Origin of the sequence: Bifidobacterium xylocopae (assembly GCF_003315615.1) — a bacterium.
Taxonomy (GTDB): domain Bacteria; phylum Actinomycetota; class Actinomycetes; order Actinomycetales; family Bifidobacteriaceae; genus Bombiscardovia; species Bombiscardovia xylocopae.
Map to the genome: position 1 here is coordinate 61001 of NZ_PDCH01000003.1, position 15942 is coordinate 76942.

12 protein-coding genes and 1 pseudogene are annotated in these 15942 nt (G+C 61.7%); 5 read left to right on the top strand and 8 right to left on the bottom strand.

The genetic code is table 11. The features are described from left to right. Positions 1–71 precede the first annotated feature (71 nt). On the top strand, positions 72–2030 hold the full coding sequence (gene asnB / locus CRD59_RS02485) for an asparagine synthase (glutamine-hydrolyzing) (RefSeq protein ID WP_113853025.1): 1959 nt from the start codon (positions 72–74) through the stop codon (positions 2028–2030). A gap of 194 nt (positions 2031–2224) precedes the next feature. Here the strand turns inward: asnB and CRD59_RS02490 are convergent, their stop codons facing one another. Both CRD59_RS02490 and CRD59_RS02495 read right to left on the bottom strand, forming a co-directional pair. Then, complete coding sequence (locus CRD59_RS02490; protein WP_113853026.1) at positions 2225–3349, bottom strand: class E sortase; 1125 nt, start codon at positions 3347–3349, stop codon at positions 2225–2227. Next, positions 3346–4134, bottom strand: coding sequence for a DUF881 domain-containing protein (locus CRD59_RS02495; protein ID WP_113853027.1), 789 nt, complete (start codon positions 4132–4134; stop codon positions 3346–3348). The genes CRD59_RS02490 and CRD59_RS02495 overlap by 4 nt, the downstream gene beginning before the upstream one ends. An 88-nt stretch (positions 4135–4222) precedes the next feature. Here CRD59_RS02495 and crgA point away from each other — a divergent pair, with 88 nt between their 5' ends. Continuing rightward, positions 4223–4711: a cell division protein CrgA gene (crgA, locus tag CRD59_RS02500; protein ID WP_113853028.1), complete on the top strand. Its 489-nt coding sequence runs from the start codon at positions 4223–4225 to the stop codon at positions 4709–4711. A gap of 234 nt (positions 4712–4945) precedes the next feature. On the opposite strand, the gene CRD59_RS02505 is transcribed toward crgA, so the two are convergent. Continuing rightward, positions 4946–5878 (bottom strand): rhomboid family intramembrane serine protease, encoded by a 933-nt coding sequence (locus tag CRD59_RS02505; RefSeq protein WP_113853029.1) that lies wholly within the window; start codon positions 5876–5878, stop codon positions 4946–4948. 984 nt (positions 5879–6862) lie between these two features. Here CRD59_RS02505 and CRD59_RS02510 point away from each other — a divergent pair. Together CRD59_RS02510 and CRD59_RS02515 are read left to right on the top strand one after the other, a co-directional pair. Next, complete coding sequence (locus CRD59_RS02510; protein WP_113853030.1) at positions 6863–7132, top strand: hypothetical protein; 270 nt, start codon at positions 6863–6865, stop codon at positions 7130–7132. A gap of 170 nt (positions 7133–7302) precedes the next feature. Beyond that, a complete protein-coding gene (locus CRD59_RS02515) occupies positions 7303–7722 on the top strand; it encodes a sterol carrier family protein (protein WP_113853031.1) in 420 nt (139 codons plus the stop codon). A gap of 473 nt (positions 7723–8195) precedes the next feature. Here the strand turns inward: CRD59_RS02515 and CRD59_RS08150 are convergent. Next, a pseudogene (locus CRD59_RS08150) lies at positions 8196–8588 on the bottom strand (DUF3073 domain-containing protein); the annotation flags it as partial. A gap of 166 nt (positions 8589–8754) precedes the next feature. Between CRD59_RS08150 and trpS the strand changes: the two are divergent. Beyond that, on the top strand, positions 8755–9846 hold the full coding sequence (gene trpS, locus CRD59_RS02525) for a tryptophan--tRNA ligase (protein ID WP_113853033.1): 1092 nt from the start codon (positions 8755–8757) through the stop codon (positions 9844–9846). Positions 9847–9968: 122 nt separating this feature from the next. Here trpS and CRD59_RS02530 read toward each other — a convergent pair whose 3' ends face one another. The 4 genes from CRD59_RS02530 to CRD59_RS02545 form a co-directional block, all read right to left on the bottom strand. After that, positions 9969–11486: a threonine/serine exporter family protein gene (locus CRD59_RS02530; protein WP_330849126.1), complete on the bottom strand. Its 1518-nt coding sequence runs from the start codon at positions 11484–11486 to the stop codon at positions 9969–9971. A 349-nt stretch (positions 11487–11835) separates the two neighbouring features. Next, positions 11836–13788 (bottom strand): alpha-galactosidase, encoded by a 1953-nt coding sequence (locus tag CRD59_RS02535; protein WP_236632676.1) that lies wholly within the window; start codon positions 13786–13788, stop codon positions 11836–11838. A gap of 252 nt (positions 13789–14040) precedes the next feature. After that, positions 14041–14925 (bottom strand): carbohydrate ABC transporter permease, encoded by an 885-nt coding sequence (locus CRD59_RS02540; RefSeq protein WP_113853109.1) that lies wholly within the window; start codon positions 14923–14925, stop codon positions 14041–14043. 20 nt (positions 14926–14945) lie between these two features. Next, positions 14946–15923, bottom strand: coding sequence for a carbohydrate ABC transporter permease (locus CRD59_RS02545; protein ID WP_201736528.1), 978 nt, complete (start codon positions 15921–15923; stop codon positions 14946–14948). Positions 15924–15942 lie beyond the last annotated feature (19 nt).

Sequence of the window (15942 nt, forward strand, 5' to 3'; positions counted from 1 at the left end):
TTCAGCCGGGGGCGCCGGACACCACCAGCGTCTAGTATCTATACGTCACGTCTTACCGAGAGGAGCCCGGCATGTGCGGCATCATCGCTTTCAGCGACCGCGAGGTCCTGGATAAGGACATCACCATCCAGGCCATGATGAGGATGATCCAGCACCGCGGCCCCAACGAGCTGGGCTCCGGATACTATGCCAACGATCAGGTGGCCATGGGCTTCCGGCGCTTGTCCGTCATCGACCTGAAGTCCGGCAAGCAGCCGATCTTCAACGAGGATGGTTCTATCCTGATCACCTTCAACGGCGAGATCTACAACTATCGTCCCCTGCGCCGCCAGTTGATCGATGCCGGGCACGACTTCAAGTCCGAGGCCGACACCGAGGTGCTGCTCCATGGCTACGAGGAATGGGGCATGGACGGACTCCTGAAGCGCGTCCGAGGCATGTTCGCCTTCCTGATCTGGGACGATAACAGGAAGACCATGCTGGGAGCCCGCGATTTCTTCGGCATTAAACCGCTTTACTATTACAATGAGGGCCCCACCTTCATAGTGGGCTCCGAGATCAAGGCCTTCTTCAAGGAACCCAATTTCAAGCGCGAACTCAACAGGGAGGCGGTCAAGCCCTTCCTGATGAACCAATACAACGACCTGAAGGAGACCTTCTTCAAGGGTGTCCACCGCTTCCCGCCCGGACATTGGTTCGAGTACCACGACCAAAAGCTCACCCTCCACCAGTACTGGGACGCCCGATACGACGTGGACGAGCGCCGCTCCCCCCAGGAGACGGTCGAGGCGATCGACCGGGCCGTTCGAGAGTCGGTGGACCTGCACACCGTGGCCGACGTGCCGGTGGGCTCATTCCTGTCCGAGGGCGTGGACTCCTCCTATGTGACTTCCCTGCTCAAGCCCCAGGAGGTCTTCTCCATCAACTTCGAGGAGGGCCCCTTCGACGAGGTCGGACCGGCCCAGGCCCTGGCCGACCACGAGGGCCTGCACTTCAACAAGGCCACGGTCTCGGCCGATGAGGCCTTCCGCGACTTCGCCGAGATGCAATACCATCTGGACGAGCCCGACGCCAATCCCTCGGTGATCCCCCTATGGTATCTGTGCCGCCTGGCCCGGCAGAAGGTCACGGTCGTGCTCTCAGGCGAGGGGGCGGATGAACTCTTCGCAGGTTATCTGAACTACGGCGATCATTCATCCAACGGTTTCATCCGTGCCTTGGCGGATGGCCTGGGCAAACTGCCTGCGGGCCTGCGCCATGGGATTGGACACGCCCTGGCCAGGATGCCCAACTTCCCGGGTCGCGTCCAGCTCTACACCCACACCGCCGATCCGGCTGAGTATTACACCGGCCAGGCGTTCGCCTACGACATGGCGCAGCCCACCATGTTCACCTCGGACCAGGCCAACGCCATGCTCAGGCCCGGGTACCGCAATGACCTGACGGTCAACGGCATCTACCAGGAGGACTTCGCCAAGGTCAAGGGCACTGAGGACGTCAAGCGGATGCAATACATCGACCTGCATCATTTCATGCTCAACGACATCCTGCAGAAGGCCGACAAGATCTCCATGGCCCACTCCCTTGAGCTTCGCGTGCCCTACCTGGACCGTGAAGTGGCGGAGCTGGCCGATTCGATCCCCTCCAGGCTCCTATTCAACCGTCACAACACCAAGGACATCTTCCGCAAGGCCGCCCGCCGGCACCTGCCCGACGAGTGGGCCAAGCGCCCCAAGCTGGGCTTCCCGGTTCCGATCAAGTCCTGGCTGCGCGAGGAGAAGTACTACAGGCAGGTGCGTGACCTCTTCCAGGAGGAGTGGGTGGCGGACATCTTCGATCAGGAACGCATCCTTACCCTGCTGGAGACCAACTACGCCGGCAAGGTGGACGGCCGCCGGCAGGTGTGGAACATCTTCACCTTCCTGACCTGGTACAAGCTGTATTTCGTGGACTTCGACACCACCGTCGAGCGTTACGAGCGCCTCCAACCCGAGGTGCAGGCCCTGGTGGACCAGGGCAGCCTAGCCTGAACACGGAGCCACCTGTATGAGGAGGGGCCGGGACCATGCGTCCCGGCCCCTCCTGCCGTACTCTTTACCCTTTCCCCAGGCCCATGAACGTCCGAGGAATCACCGCGGGTTCAGCGGGAGCCCCCTGCGCCTCACGAACCATGCACATCCGACGACATTACCCCCACACAAGGGACCCTGTCCGGCCGGCTCCGCTAGATGGTCGGATAGTTGGACAGGGCACGCATGAAGGGTATGTTGGCCGTCATCCAGGGGAAGATCCACTGGAAGAGGGCACACACCGCAAGCAGGCCGAGCAGAATCATCAGTATCCACCGCACCGGGGCGATGCCCGCCTGATGTCGGTTCAGCCAGCCGTAAATGGACAGGTAAGGCTGGGGTTCCCTTCCCTCAGACATGGCCTTGAGCCTGGGGAAGCGCCAGGCGATTAGAGCGGCCAGGTAGATGACCGCATATACCAGCAGCAGGGCGGTGATGACCGGCAGCAGGGAGCCCATCCTGACCAGCGGCGAAGCCGAACGCTCGCTCTCGAAAGTCACGCCCCCGTTGTTCTTGGCTGACAGCTCCAAGGGTACGCCGTCGGAGACCTTGGCCCAATAGTCCAGCTGCCCCCAGCTGATCCAGCGGTGGGCGGCGGTTGCATATTTGGGCTCGCAGGTGGTCAGGGTGATCATGCGCGTGGTCGCGGGCTGGTCCGGGTGCTCCGGATTCGGCGCGATCACGTTCACCTGGCTGGGATCGACGATTTTCTTGGAGGTGTAGTGGTAGACAAACCAGTAGTCCTTGGTACGCACCACGATCGGGTCGCCCTCCTGGAGTTTGTCCACCTGCGAGAGGGGTTCGCCATAGCCCGCACGATGGCCGGCGAGCGCGAAGTTACCCTTCTGCCCAGGCATCTGGCTCTGTGTGTAGTGGCCGATGCCGCCGTATGCCAACAGATCCGCGGAGGTGCCTTCCACCAGGTTCCGTTCCCATGTGGCCCCGAAACGTGGCACGTAGAGCTGCCCGATCATTTCCCCCCGGTGGGCGGTCTGCGGCTGCACGGGCGGCTCGCCGTCCTGCTTGTGCGCGACCTTCTCCCGACCTTTATCCGAGGCGGGCGCAGTCCAGGAGGCTGACTGCCGGGCCTGCGTCTGCGCATGTTCGGACTGCACGCCGGTCCACCAGAGCTGCCAGGCCACGTATAGGCCGCACAGGATGGCCAGGGTGGCCAGAATCTCCCCTGCCAGGCCCGCAAGCTTGGACACGGTGCCCTGCCGGCTGGGCTCGAATGGCTCATGCGACAGGTGCCTGCTTTGATCTGACGGTTGTTGGCTCATTGCTGCGCTTTCTCATCGACGGTGGCATATTGAAGGGGCTGAAGCACGGCGGTGGCTTGAGGGAATTCGAGCTTGTCCGCGTGCTCGACCTTCCAGCCTAGTCCCAGGGCCGCCACGTATTCCTTGTATATCCCCACCGAAGGCGAGGCGTCCAGGGCCGCATCCATCTTACTCGTGGGTCCAATCGCGGAAATGGTGAAGGGGGGCGAATACTTGCGCCCGTGCAGGAGCAGCACGTTCCCCACGCAGCGCACAGCCGTGGTGGGCAGCACGCGCTGGTCCTGTATCTGCATGGATTCGGCGCCGCCGGCCCACAGGGCGTTGACCACGGCCTCTATGTCCTGCTGGTGGATCACGTAGTCATTGATATTGGGCGTGGAGCCTGAGCCGTCGACCTTCTGCTGCCAGAGGGGCGAGTCGTCCAGGGTCACTTTCACCCCCGGCCCGCGCACGGCCTTGAGCATGGCGCCTGAGCCCGCGTCCTCGCTGACCTTGGACACATCCTTGTTGTTGGTGAAGTTCTTCAGGGCGTCGATCTGGGAGCTCATCTGGTTGATGTCGTGCCGCAGCTCGCGGACCTTGTCCTCCCGCTCCTCCAGGAGCCCGGTGGTGTCCGAGCTGGTGGTAACAGTGCGGTTGACCCGCACATTTATGGCCAGCATGTAGCCTACGAGCGCCAGGATCAGCGCCACCGACAGGGTGCCTACGGCCGAGCCGCGCGTACCATGCCTTGCCCGGGGCCTACCCTTGCGGCCGCGCCCGCCCCCTGGCTTGTCCCCAGCCATCCGGCTCCCTCTCTCCCGCTTGCGATATAGTTACTTTCGAGTCTAACCGTTACTATGTCTGTATAGACTACTGAAGGAGAATTTACTCATGGCAGAGCGCGAAGTCCATGATGCCGACCAGACCGAGGACGGTGGGCTCGACGAGGCGATGGGGGCCGCTTCGGAAACCGGGACGATGAAGACGGCTTCAGCCAAGGCCGAGTCGAAGGCGGCGCAGGACGCTTCCGAAACCGGCGACGAGGAATACGGAATCTCGATGGATAAGGTCGAGGCCGTACTGGGGCAGAACGTCGACAAGAAGCACATGACTCCGCAGATGCGCCGGATCGTGGAACGCCAGGAAGAGAACTCCCGCCGGGTTGAGGAGACCATCAAGGGCACCCGCGCCAATCCCCGCTGGTTCGTCCCCCTCTTTATCACGCTGATGGTCCTCGGCCTGATTTGGATTGTGGTCTACTACCTGGCCGCCACCATGGGCCACACCAGCTTTCCGATTCCGAAGATCGGCCAGTGGAACCTGTTGGTGGGCTTCGGCATACTCCTGGTCGGTTTCTTCATGACCATGTGGTGGCGGTAGGCGGACGCGATCACTTCATTTGACCTTTGACGGGTCTCGCGCTACTGCGCGGGGCCCGTTTTCGTTACCCCCTGGACTGTCCCATATGCACGGGGGGGGGGGGGTATCGTCCACCAAGTCCGAGTTATCCACAGATGTTCACTGCCTATCCTCCAGTTATACACAGCTTTGCTCACACTTGTGGATAGATTACATGGGTGTAACTCCAGGAGGCGAACGCCGGCTACAATTCCGTCAGAAAGGCAGAGAACCGCCGTTCATCGGGTTTAAGCGATAACAGGCCAGGGCGATGACGACCATCAAGGCAAACAGAATCAATCCACTTATCCACATTCTGGCTGTCAGACTTTTCCCCCGTAGGAACCCCAGTCCGGAAATCAGCATGAGCGTGAAGAGGGCGCCCGCGATGAACCCACCCACGTGGTCCTGCCAGGCGATGCCGGGCACGAACAAGGGCATGGCCATGTTGATCGCCACGAAAACCAGCATGGAGCGGATGTCCGTGCCTGAGCGCTTGTAGAGGACCAGGACCCCACCGAAAAGCCCGAAGATTGCGCCGGAAGCACCCACTGCCGATGTCAGCCAACCCTCGGGGCTGACCACGGCCGAAACGAGCATGCCCAGTCCTCCGCCGATCCCGCTCAACAGGTAGAGGGCCAGGTAGCGCCAGTGGCCCAGCATCCGTTCCAAAGCCGGGCCGACGGCCCACAGGGTCAGCATGTTGAAGAGGATGTGGGTCACGTTCGTGGCGTGCAGGAACATGGAACTCAGGTACATCCAAGGCATCCGGTTCGACAGGGCGGGGATGAAAGCCGTGCGGGTCAGCAGGCTCTGGTAGAAGCCGGGCTGCAGGTAATAGCCGTAGAGTTCCACCAGCCAGACGGCCAGGCAGAGCGCTGTAATCACGGCCGTGACCACCGGGCCACCGTCCCGCCAGTAGTAGCGCAGGCGGGCCTGGAAACGACCTGGCCGCCTGGGCCCCCTCGGCTCCGGAGCCCCCGCCGGCTCCGGGCCGCCGTAGGGGTAATACTCAGGCCCCACTGCGGGACGCCCGTACTGCTGACCGCCTGCAGCCTGCCCGTACTGTGGCTGCCGCCGGAGACGGACACCAGGCAGAGGCTTGAAGGACCGGGATGTTGATGCGCGCGGAGAGCCCTCGTAAGTCATGCCCCCATCCTAGCGGCTGCACACGGACCTGGAGCGCCCGCCCAGAAACACAAGAAACCGCCGGCATTCGGGAGACCGGCAGCCTAACGAGACCGATTGGGAGGATGACAGCGCCCGGACAGCCAAAAGCCCCCGGGGCGAGAGCATTGTATGCGAGCGTTCACGGGCTCCGAAACGAACGGTCCAAAACAGCCGTTCCCAAGTGTATGGCCAATGTCCCGAGCGTTCACAACCACCAGCAACCTGCAGCATGACTATCGTCGCTGGTGTACAGCACGCTTCCTTGGACCGGAGCCTTCCGCCGACAGATTATTCGGCCGGACCACACCGACCGAGTTGTCACACCGGTGTATTCCTGCGCTTCACAGCAATCAGCGCGGTCAATGAACATACATTGGCAGCGCCGCCGACAGCGACCACCTGCACATGGGAAACAACCTGTACCGCCAGTCGGCGATCTCGCCGCCGCTGCCCGGCACGGCAAACCCCAACCGCCATCCAGGAGGAAGTCAGGGAGCGCGGTTACGGACCGTTGGAATTGAGCCGGCCACCAGGACCGAGTCTCCTCCACAGTCAGGCCTTACAACGTCGTGGACAAGCCGGCGGCCATGCCACTCGCCGGCCCGAATGAAACAGCCAAGCAACGGGAGGACAGGCTGGGCCCATCGTGCCATTCCCCCGGACACCGCAGACGGCCGGAAGCACCGCCAAACTGCTGGGCATTGGCTAGCACTGGCACGCAACAGTTGCGGCGAACCTCTCCTCGCCGACGGACGGCTCAAGATGACGCTCCCCCGATCCCGTACAGCTGCAGCCATCGGCACATAGCCGCACAGGCCGGGGCACCCAGGCAGGCACACCCCCGGGCCACAATAGCCGGAATGCTTGGGAAGGGACACGCAACCACCACATAGTTTCCACTAGACTGGGAGGGAAGTAGAACCGACTGTGCGGGTAGTCGGCCCATCGTTGAAAGGAACCAACATGGAGAACAAATCTTCAAACGGCTGGAAGTTCTTCGCCCTGCTCTTCGGCGCACTGCTGGCGGGTGTCTGCGCACTCTTCATCTACAAGCAGCAGAACCCCGAGTATGACCCCTGGGAGGAGCCTTGGGAGAACTCCTCATCCCCGGTCGACCTGGGCCTGCCCGGCGAGGATGAGGATCAGGTCGACTCCGGCCAAAGCCCCAAGGCCGACGCCACGGATGAGAATTCCGCCTTCCCCGACTCCAACCCCAGCCCTGCCCTGGACTGATCGCGGACCGGGCATCCGGCGACTATGCCTGAACAACGGATGCCGGGCTAAGGGGAGCGGGCAACACTGCCAAGACATACAGACTGTAGTGCTATGAGGAACCCCACGAGGAGTGCGCTCCCGTGGGGTTTGCCGTAACCCCGCCCGGGTTGCGGCGAAAGGCGGAGGACATGAGCGCCATACGTGCGGAGGACATAGACGAAGGGCGACGGGATTTTCTTGCTTGGCGAGACGCCGCCAAGCAGGCGGCTATCCAGACTCCGGACACGGCCGACCGCCTGGGAGTGAATCCGGAGACACCCCGACGGCGACTGGCGATGGCGGTGCGCTACTCCCTGCACCTGCTGGAGATCAAGGCACCCGGACTTGGTGTGGAGGTGCGGGTGGCACCCTGGGGGGCGGTCAAGATCCTGGATGGGCCGGCCTCCGACCCGCACAACCTGACCCCGCCCGACACCATTGAGCTGGACCCGGACGTGTGGCTGCGACTGGCCGCCGGTGTCACCGTCTGGAGCGAGGAGCGGGAGGCCGGGCGGATCACCGCAATCGGCGAGCGGGACGACCTGAGCGAGCTCCTGCCGCTGGTCTGAAGGGTCTGGAACACCGCTGAACGTGAGCGCGCGGGTTCAGACAGTGACACGGGCTGTATGTCGGTTATATGACGTATAGCGAACCGCCGCCCTCACCGATTTGGGATGGGCGGCGGTTTTCTTTATGCTTACGGCGGCCGGGAACGGACTCAGGCGGCCGTGGCCGTGGTCGGCGCTGCCTTCTTCTTGCTGCTGCGCGCAGTACGACCCGTGGCGGTTGACTTGGTCTTGGGCTTGGCTTTGGCCGCAGTGGTCGTAGCAGACTTGCCAGCAGATGCCTTCTTGGCGGCACCGGCCTTCGCTGTCTTTGCTGTCTTCGTAGCCTTGGCACCCTTGGCGGCGGGCTTGGTTACAGCGGCAGCGGCCTTCTTGGCAGAGCCGGACTTGCCGCTGGCAGGCGACTTGCCCGTAGCCTTGGCGGCTTCGCCCGCCGAGCTGCCGGAAATCGCGGCAGGCTTCGCATCAGACTTGCCAACCGGCTTGCGCTTCAGAACGGAAGGCACAGGAATCGGTATGGGTTTGCGCTTGGGGGCTACGGCTGGAATCTCGCCGGAAGTGGCCTTGGCAGCGGCCTCAGCGGCCCAACGGGCGTAGTCGTCCAGGTCATCGTCCACCACAGGCAGGTCGGCCGTGACGCGGTCAGCCGCGTTATCAGCCTCCCGGTCGGAACTCTCGGTGTGCCCCTTGCCTTTGCCCTTGCCCGCGCCGAACTGCTCCTCCACCACTTCGAAGGGGTCGGTCCGCGCTTCCCCGGATTCGCGCTGACGCAGCTCTTTCGCAAGCTGGTCATAGTCAGTGTCAGTTGTCAGATATTTGAGCTTACGGGCTATTTTCGTCTGCTTAGCCTTCTGACGTCCGCGGCCCATCCGACCCCCTTCGCCAGTTAGCGGCTTTTCAAGCACGCGCTCTTATCTTTGCATTACTTTCGAGGGTACCACCGACAGGCTTGTCGGCTCGGACTTTTACGATAAAAGCAATATTCCGTAACACTTCCGCCTGGCTTGTACGCGGGGGAGGCTGAGAGGCAGGGCCATGGGCAGCGAGCAACGAGTGACCGCGGCAGGCAACGAGATCAGCGACAGTTTCCGGGCTGCGAAAAAGCGCTCGAACGCAATCGAAGCCAAGCTGGACGCCAACCCCGGCCAATTCACCATGCTGACCGGCGACCGTCCCACCGGGCGCCTGCACCTGGGCCACTACTTCGGCTCCATCAAGAGCCGGGTGGAGATGCAGAACCGGGGCGTGCACACCAACATCATCATCGCCGACTACCAGGTGATCACCGACCGGGACACGACAGAGCACATCCGCGACAACGTACTGGGCATGGTCCTGGACTACATGGCCGCCGGCATCGACCCGAGCAGGACCATGATCTTCACCCATTCGGCCGTGCCCTCCGAGAACCAGCTCATGCTGCCCTTCCTCTCACTGGTGACCGAGGCCGAGCTCCACCGGAACCCCACGGTAAAGTCCGAAATGGAAGCCTCCGGACATGCCCTCACCGGGCTCCTGCTGACCTACCCGGTCCACCAAGCCTGCGACATCCTGTTCTGCAAGGCGAACGTGGTGCCGATCGGCAAGGACAACTTGCCGCATGTCGAGCTGACACGCACCATCGCCCGGCGCTTCAACGAGCGCTACGCGAGCAAGGATCCGGTCTTCCCCGAGCCGGCGGCCATCCTGTCCGATGCCCCCGAAATCCCGGGCCTGGACGGACGCAAGATGAGCAAATCCTACGGCAACTCGATCATGCTGGGGGCCACCGCCGAGGAAACAGCCAAGCTGATCAAAAAATCGCCGACCGACTCCGAACGGCGCATCACCTTCGACCCGGTCAACCGACCCCAGGTATCGGCCTTGCTGACCACCGCCGGATTGGTGACCGGGCGCGACCCGGCCGAGATCGCCGAAGAGATCGGCGACGCAGGTTCAGGCGCGCTAAAACAGTACGTGACCAAGTCGGTCAACGACTTCCTGGCCCCTCACCGCGAGCGCCGGGCCGAGCTGGCCCGCGACATGGATTCAGTGCGCGACGTGCTGGCCGACGGCAATAAGCGCGCCCGCGCGATCGCCGAACGGACCCTGGACGAGGTACGCTCCGCCATGGGTATGCAGTACTGAGCCCAGCCGGACCGGCACTTCCCTGTCCAGACCGTCCACCCCTTTAGCATTCACCATGACGCGAGACGGTATATCCTCCCGCGCTATGGACCGTTAAGGGAGCGGTGGACCAGCCGCCTCCCTCACACGTCGTAGCGCCAGGAACGGTCGGTGATGATGCGCGCCGTGGCCAAGCCGATCGGCAGGCAGATGATGACCATGAAGGCGCGGAAAGCCCAGTCCAATGCGCTCAAGGTATTGAACTGGCCCAGGTAGAACATGGCCCGGTACATATACAGCCCGGGAACCATGATCACGATTGAGGGTACGGTCAGACAAATCCGGGGAAAGCCCAACTCCGGAGGGAGCCAGCCGCGCCGGACCGAGGAACGCCAAGCCGTGGCCAGAATCCCCGCCAGGAAGGCCCCAAGAAAGGCCGCCATCTCCGGGGGCATGCCCGCCAGGTCCTGCATCTCCAGGCGCAAAGTGTCGGTAATCGCGCCGATGACTGCCGCGACCAGGGCCATGCGCTGGGGCGAATTGAAGAGCACGGAGAAGCCCCAGACACCCCAGAAAGCGGCGAGCGCGCGCAGACCTCCCGTGGCCCAGGGCGACAGGTTCAGGGCCTCGAACCCCTGGGGGTTCAGGCGGACCAGACGGGCCACCGCCCAGCCGCCGAGTGTGGCCACCAGAATGACCGAAAAAGCGTAGGTAAGACGTTGCACACCCGACGGGAAGTCCATCTTGGCTATGTCCAAGCCGCCGGTGACGAGGGGGAAGCCGGGGATGACGAAGAGGATGGCACCGATATAGGCGGTGTCGTGGCGCAGGGCCACAGGGTCGAAGAACCCGGCGAAACGCAAGGTTCCCACACAGGCAAACGCCGCCAGGACCACGGCCACGGCTGTGACGAAGAACTGGTTGATGCGCCGGGCCGTCAGCAGACGCCGAACCCACTGACCGATGCCCGCACCGACGAAAGCCCCCGCCATGTCATACAGGCCGCCCCCCAGGAGGAAAACGAAGGATGCGCACGCAACAGCCGAGGCGAACGCGGAGAAGAGAGGGGGGTAGAGGGGCTTGCGGCGCTCGATCAGGCTCAGACGCTCATGGGCCTGGCGGACCGTGACACCCTGCTGAACAGCAAGCCCCTCCCGTCGCGCCTTCTCGACCTTGGCGGCGTGGGCGGCCGCGGCCTCCTCGGCCTTGCGCACAGCCCAGTGGGCCTTGAGCTCGCCCAAGTGGTCCACCAGCTCCTGGGAAACCTGCGAGGAGCGGTGGTAGGTGGAGGGGCGCCCGCAGTTGACCGAGAGCCAGTCGGCGAAGTGCTCCAGGAGCCAGATGCGCTCGGTGTTGACGCCGGTTGTGGGCAGGTCCACCACTTCGGTAATCCGTCCGGCACCATCCGTACAAGTGGCCTCGATGTCGGTCAGGTTCACGTCCGCGCGCACATGCACGCCCATGGGATAGGCCACGCGATGCATCATCTCGCGCACGCGGAAGGAACCGGTGCCCGACCCCAGATCCATCATGCCCACGCGCACAATGACGCTGGCCTTGGCCGCGATGCAGGCCTGGGCCAGGGGCTTGTCGTAGTCGCGCTCGATGTCCTGCATGTCCAGGGGAATGGACCGGTCCAGCCGGTCGGAGAAACCCTTCACTGTATGTGGCGCAGGATCTGGTACCGTTCGGGCATGGCCGCCGCCCACGGACCCGCCGTCTTGGTCTACCCGCCCGGGCTGTTTGCCTGTATCGTTCACTCTCACCGCTGCATTCCCCATGATTTTCAACATGTATCGTATCGACTGTGTCTCGGCCGATAGCCGAAATGGCCTGGACCCGGCCGCCGGCCTACCGCCTCCGCGAATCGGGAGGCATCCGCTGTACAGCGCCGGTCCCGCCCCTCCACTCTACAACCGGACACGACAGAGCCGCCGGTCCCGTGATGGGCCGGCGGCTCCGAGCATGCACCCGGTTGGTTGCAGGGTTCTGCGGAGTTCCCGCGAATACCTACAGACGAGTGATTTCAACCAGTCGGGCGGTCTGAGGCCGGCAGCGGGGCATGCGGAAGCCTATACGCCCCAAGTATTCGCCTGAGGCGGCCTCCTGGCCCAGTGGGCCGATGGGGTCCAGGCTCTCCAGGGTCGCCTCGGGTTCGATCGGGCTGGTCCAGGTGAGCTTGTAATGGGACTGCGGGTCAAGGCCCGGCACCCGAAGGAATACCCCGCGGTTACTGGCCGATTCCTCATATTGGATGTGGGCGACGATGGCTCGGCTGCCGTCGCGCGCCACCACACCGTGCGCCAGCACGGCCGGATCTGCCAGGTCCAGACGGGTGAAGTCGCCCGAATGGAGGAAGTCACGATTGGCTTTATACCAATCTATCCATTGTGACAGACGCTCCAGGTCCGCTTCACTCGCCTGGCGGATGTCCCACTCTATGCCGAAGGAGCAGAAGACCGCTGTAGCCGCTCGGAAGTCCAGGGAGAAGGTGCGGCGGGTCTGTTGGGAGGTGGGTTGGGAGATGTGGGCGCCTATGTATTCGGGGGCTATGGTCTGCACGGTCCACCGTTGGATGAGCTGGCGGCTCAGTGCGTCGGTCATGTCGGAGTTCCAGAAGCGCTTGACCCGCTCGATGGCAGCCAAGTCCATCCGACCACCGCCGGAAGCACAGGACTCCCATGCCACCTTGGGGAAACGCTGGCGCAGTCGGTCCAGAAGCCGATAGTAGGCCTGCGTCTGCTCGTGCACGGCCGGGCGCCTGCTATGGGCGTCGGAACCGGCCTCCAGGAGGTCCCGGTTGTGGTCCCACTTGACGTAATCGATCCGGTATTTCTCCAGGATGGCGGACATTTGCCCGTAGACATGCTCGAAGGCCTCGGGGTTGGTCAGGTCAAGAACCAGCTGGTTGCGCTGGAGGCGGGGGTCCTCGTCCCTTGCACGCATGGCCCAATCCGGGTGCTGGCGATAGGTGTCGGAATCGGGGTTGATCATCTCCGGTTCGAACCAGAGGCCGAACTGCATGCCTTTATCGTGGACATAATCCACCAAGGGGGACAGGCCATCGGGCCACACATCCGGATCGACCCACCAGTCCCCCAAGCCGGCCGTGTCGTCGCGGCGCAGGTGGAACCAGCCATCGTCGAGGACGTAGCGCTCCACGCCGATGCGGGCCGCACGGTCGGCGATGTCCTTGAGCTTAGCCAGGTCATGGTCGAACATGACGGCTTCCCACACATTCAAGGTCACCGGCTGGGTACGGGGGTGCTCGGAAAGGGTACGCTCCCAATCATGCAGGCCATGCATGATTGGATCGAGACCGGCCTCGGAGGCGGTGACGAACACCCAGGGCGTGCTGTATTCATCCCCCTGCCCCAACGCGACCTCACCCGGCAGCAGCAGCTCCCCTACACTCACACCCGCAGCGGTCGCCGAATCACGGTCCACCCTCAGACTCGTGTTCCCACTCCATGCCGGCTGCACACAGACCACCCGGCCATGATGGAAATCGAAACCAGGCGTGCCGACCATGACGACCGGACCCTCGAAGCCCGTGCGCCCCCATCGGAACTCACGCACCCAGGCCCCGTCCTCCAACTTGTGCCGCCGGGGTTGGCGCTCCCGCTCATGCCGTCCGGCGAAATCCAGGATTTCGGTCTGGTCGTCGGCCACGGGGACACGGACGGTCAGCGTCTGCAGCAGGTAGGTTCCAGGCGCAACGTTACGCAAGGTGTGACGGATTCTCAAAGATCCACCGGCCAGGGCTTCAACTTCGGTGGTGAGCTCCAGACCGCAATACCGATCGCTGGCATGGATGGCCAGGCAACGCTCGTCCTTATCGGGCTCCCGATCCACAATGAATCGCGGGGACCAGTCCCCCTCCAGTGCCGCCGTTGCACCATCAGTCATCATCCTTTGCCCTTCGATACCCGGATGGAGATAGACTTCGAGTGCATGTTCCATCAGCAACGGGGTACATGTGACCCCTGACACAGGACCGTCAAATAACTGCGCCTCGCTGCGGATCGATGATGAAAGTACACACACGGCGGGCAGATCATCTTTGACCGCGGGGTCTTCGAGGACCAGGTATGTCTGCGTCCGGTTCGTTACCGGTACAGGGGGAAACAGCATGAAAAACCTTTCCTTGCCGGGATTCACTTGGCGATGACGGGAATATGGGGACAGCAAAATTATCGCGCTGGTAACGAATCGCTACTTCACAGAACCTGCCACCATACCAGCGATAAAATATCGCTGCAGGAACATATAAGCCACAACAATGGGAGCCGCTGCTATCAGGGCAGAAGCGGCCGCAACCCCGAGGTTGTTCGTATTCACCGAGAAGAACGAGGCCACGCGTGGAGCTATGGTCTGAGCACCCGGATCAGTCAGGATGTAGCTGGAAAGCGCATATTCATTCCAAACTGCGGAGCCGGTCATAATCACCACAGTTGCCGTCACTGGCTTGAGCATTGGCAGCACCAATCTGACGAATACCTGGAAACGGTTAGCCCCGTCCAAGGCACCCGCTTCATCAATCGCAGGCGGAATAGCCTTGATGAAAGCCGTATAAAGGAATACCGCCAGCGGCAATTTCTCAGCAGTCAACACGAGAACAATGCCCCAATAATTATTGACTCCGCCGATGTTCACTAAAAAACTATAGAGAGGCACGAGAATGCTCAATGGTGGAATCATCATCATCGAAAGTATGAATGTAGAAATCAGCTTATTGCCTCGAGTGACCCGCCGCGCCAACGGATAAGCGGCAGCGGCGCCGAACACGCACACAAGCAGCGTCGTGGCTACAGTAACTATTGCAGAGTTGAGAACCGCTTTGAGTATGCCACCCTCGCTGATGGCTTGGGCCCAATTACCCCAAGCCAAGTCATGAGTGCGCATCACCAGCGAAGAGGACATATCGTCAGCTGGTTTGAGTGAGGTTGTTACCGCGAAATAGAAAGGGAGGAGCTGGCAGATACAAACCACAATCAGGAAGAGATATATCGCCCAGCGGCCACGCCGGTAGGACTTCTCAGCCGGGATCGGCGATTGTAGCCCCCGTCCTCCTTTGCGAATTCCGTCGACGGCGGTCATGGTGGTTCCACTCGTCATTATCAGCCCTCCCAGTCCAATTTCGCAAGACCCTTGTTAACCAGCCAGGTAACAACAGCAATGAGTACGAAGAGGAAGACGCCGATTGCGGATGCATACCCTGCGGTCTGGTTGTCAAAGTACATCGTGCCGATATATGTGGATATGGAATTCGTGGCATAGCCGGGACCACCACCGGTAAGTACTTTAACCAAATCGTATAGCTTCAACCCACCAATGAGGTTAAGAACCACGCTGGTCGTAAAAGCGGGGGATAGCAAGGGTAGGGTGATGTTCCAAAACTTTTTCCACCCATAAGCACCATCGACTTCGGCCGCCTCAACTACCTGCTGATCCATGGTCTGCAATCCGGCCAGGTAAATAATCATGGAGATACCTACATATTGAATTGAATTGACTAGGACGACAATGGCCACTGAGAATGCAGCATTATTGAACCAAGCAACCTTTTGCATGCCAAACAATTCAAGAATCGCATTCAACGCCCCCTGCTGGTATTGGAAGACGAAGTAGTACATGATGCCCATGACCACCGATGAAACAAGTGCAGGCAAATAAATGATGGCCCGCATCAACGTCCTACCCTTGATCTTGGCATTCAGCAGAAGCGCCAAAGCCAAACCAAGAATCTGCTGGATCAAAGTGCTGCCGAACCCATAGATGAACGTGTTGACGATTACTTGTTTAAAGTTGGCATCAGTGAACATCGTCTTGTAATTAGCAAGGCCCACGAAACCTTTGGTCTCGTTATACCCATCCCAATTTGTCATTGAAAGCCAGACCCCAGAGATGAGCGGGTAAATGATGAACACCACCAGAAGAACTACGACAGGCAAGTAGAAAAGATTAATAGATGCCCCTCGGAACTTGTGGTACTTATGCACTGTCATGCCAGATTCGTCCTGTGTGGCCGTGCCGGCCGTCAAAGGACCCTTTCCCTCTGACGGCGCGACACTAATGGTCTCTTCCCTGTCTGTCATATTGTGAACTCCCGGCTCA

What these genes read in the sequence shown, in the direction of transcription:
- CRD59_RS02545 (WP_201736528.1), bottom strand. Translation starts at nt 15,923, where the DNA reads ATGACAGACAGGGAAGAGACCATTAGTGTCGCGCCGTCAGAGGGAAAG.
- CRD59_RS02505 (WP_113853029.1), bottom strand. Translation starts at nt 5,878, where the DNA reads ATGACTTACGAGGGCTCTCCGCGCGCATCAACATCCCGGTCCTTCAAG.
- CRD59_RS02515 (WP_113853031.1), top strand. Translation starts at nt 7,303, where the DNA reads ATGAGCGCCATACGTGCGGAGGACATAGACGAAGGGCGACGGGATTTT.
- trpS (WP_113853033.1), top strand. Translation starts at nt 8,755, where the DNA reads ATGGGCAGCGAGCAACGAGTGACCGCGGCAGGCAACGAGATCAGCGAC.
- CRD59_RS02540 (WP_113853109.1), bottom strand. Translation starts at nt 14,925, where the DNA reads ATGACCGCCGTCGACGGAATTCGCAAAGGAGGACGGGGGCTACAATCG.
- CRD59_RS02510 (WP_113853030.1), top strand. Translation starts at nt 6,863, where the DNA reads ATGGAGAACAAATCTTCAAACGGCTGGAAGTTCTTCGCCCTGCTCTTC.
- crgA (WP_113853028.1), top strand. Translation starts at nt 4,223, where the DNA reads ATGGCAGAGCGCGAAGTCCATGATGCCGACCAGACCGAGGACGGTGGG.
- CRD59_RS02535 (WP_236632676.1), bottom strand. Translation starts at nt 13,788, where the DNA reads ATGGAACATGCACTCGAAGTCTATCTCCATCCGGGTATCGAAGGGCAA.
- CRD59_RS02495 (WP_113853027.1), bottom strand. Translation starts at nt 4,134, where the DNA reads ATGGCTGGGGACAAGCCAGGGGGCGGGCGCGGCCGCAAGGGTAGGCCC.
- CRD59_RS02490 (WP_113853026.1), bottom strand. Translation starts at nt 3,349, where the DNA reads ATGAGCCAACAACCGTCAGATCAAAGCAGGCACCTGTCGCATGAGCCA.
- asnB (WP_113853025.1), top strand. Translation starts at nt 72, where the DNA reads ATGTGCGGCATCATCGCTTTCAGCGACCGCGAGGTCCTGGATAAGGAC.